Source organism: Desulfovibrio cuneatus DSM 11391, from assembly GCF_000430005.1.
In the GTDB taxonomy this organism is placed as follows: Bacteria; Desulfobacterota; Desulfovibrionia; order Desulfovibrionales; family Desulfovibrionaceae; genus Frigididesulfovibrio; species Frigididesulfovibrio cuneatus.
On record NZ_AUCY01000070.1, the window covers coordinates 1 to 1,931 of the forward strand.

3 protein-coding genes are annotated in these 1,931 nt (G+C 46.3%); all 3 read left to right on the top strand.

The features are described 5' to 3' along the window. On the top strand, positions 1–1,127 hold a 1,127-nt coding region (locus G497_RS20395), incomplete at its 5' end, for a hypothetical protein (protein WP_034637914.1). A 6-nt stretch (positions 1,128–1,133) separates the two neighbouring features. Continuing rightward, the gene (locus G497_RS20235) at positions 1,134–1,418 is read left to right on the top strand and encodes a DUF7710 domain-containing protein (protein ID WP_027188389.1); all 285 of its coding nucleotides are present in this window, start codon (positions 1,134–1,136) and stop codon (positions 1,416–1,418) included. Positions 1,419–1,505: 87 nt separating this feature from the next. Continuing rightward, positions 1,506–1,931 (top strand): hemagglutinin repeat-containing protein (locus tag G497_RS18135; protein ID WP_281171064.1); only part of this gene is annotated, 426 nt, incomplete at its 3' end.

Consider the following 1,931-nt stretch of genomic DNA (forward strand, 5'->3'; position numbering starts at 1 on the left):
AAATCATCGTGCGCAGTAACCCCGATGCCGAAACCGATGGCAGCCTGGACGGCCTGAACCGGGACATCGGCAATGCGCGGGAGATTACGAAGGATGAAGAGGCCTATACGGATATTTATGTAAGCAAGCAGGCTATTGAAGCGATTATTGATGGTGCCAAAGAGCTTATCAAGCTTGCAAATACTCCCACGCCAGAGGAAGTGCAGAAACAGCGGGAACAAGTCATTCAGGATTATAAAGACGCGAATGGCAACGATGCAGATGTATTTGCCAAACTCATTTATAGTGGCATTGATCCTGCTCTGGCGAAACAGATGATGACATACCCTCAAGTTGCCACAATAGTGAGAGAACAGACCGAGATAAACAAGGCTATTGACCCCAATAATCTCACAGCAGAGGATTTAAATAAGCCATTAGAAAATTCTTCCCTTAGAGGAAAAACGCTTGGGCAGGCGGTTATACTTTCTTTGCGTGATCTTGGACAATTTATTAATAGTATTCCTTTGAAAGAGGAACGCGAAGCTATTAAGAATGCAATTGACTTGGTAACAGGCGGCCCAATCAAATTTGCATTAGGTATTGCCTTTAATGCAGGCCTTGACTATGTAAATACACTGACAGGCGATGCCCTTGGAAAGGGTGCTGCTGAACTTGTTGATAATGTGGCAACAAAGCTATGGACAGGGTATTACAAAGAAGAGCACCTTCAACGTGTTGAAGATGGTTTTGCTCGTGATGATGTCACTGTAGAATCAGAATTAGCAGCCTTAGATTCCATTCGTGCTAATGTTGCTACCGGGATATCGGTTGTTATAGGTATTGGCGGGGGGCTAATTAAGGTTGCGAAAGGCAAGTCAATAACGGAACCATCACTTCCCCCTAAAACGATTGCGAAAAGCGGAGAATTTGAGTTAGTACATTATACACGTAGTGGTGACCATGCTCCTGCTCACTTACACCTCAAGTTTGGTGATCAAGAAATTAAAATAGGTCAAAATGGGAAGCCTCTTGCTGGACAACCAGAGTTATCACCTGCTCAAAAAAGTTTTATTGATCAGAATCTACCCGCGATTAGATCTGCGGTGAAAAAGATGCAACGTTGGAATGCTTACCAAATGGAGTAGTTTGCGATGATACATTCAAATGAAATTATTTTTGTATGGGTATTTACTGCCCCTGGTGGACAATTTCCAGGTGGGGTTTTTCATTCTAAAACTGCTGCTGAGGTCTGGATTAAAAAATATAATTTAACGGGAACGCTCACAAAATATCCAGTAAATATTGGGGCTTTTGATTTTGCAGTCGAAAAAGGCTGGTATAAACCTAAGGAAGGTAAATACTCATCTGATTTTATAGCTAAGTTTAGTTGTGCGTCAATGGAGCACTATCACTTTGAAGATGGGGATTACTCTTGAAGAAGAAATCATTGAACAATTAGATTCCCCTCGTGTTAATATCGTTACAGGGGTGCAGCCAAAAACCTTATTGACCTGCTGAAAAGCATAACCGTCGGGCGCGACGTGGTGCTGGATGCAGGCCGCGACCTGCTTATTACCAGCGCGAAAGACAGCGGCAGCTCTAACAGCAAAAGCGAAAACGGCGGAGGCGGCGTTGGCCTTAAGGCAGGCTATGGCTCTGGCGGTGCCGCCTTTGGTATTAACGTCAATGCTCAGGTGGGTGGTTCCGGGTTCAAGGACAAGTACAACTCCCACACCAACGCCCTGATTGTGGCAGGGGATACCCTGTATACCTCCTCCGGGCGCGACACCACCGTTGCCGGGGCACACCTGGAGGGCGACCGGGTATGGATGGATGTGGGCCGCGACTTGACCGTTGCCAGCCTGCAAGACCAGTACGACAGCAAGAACTACTCCTGGAGCGCCGGGGCAGATGTAACTGTGGGCTATGGAGTTATGGTGGGCGGCAAC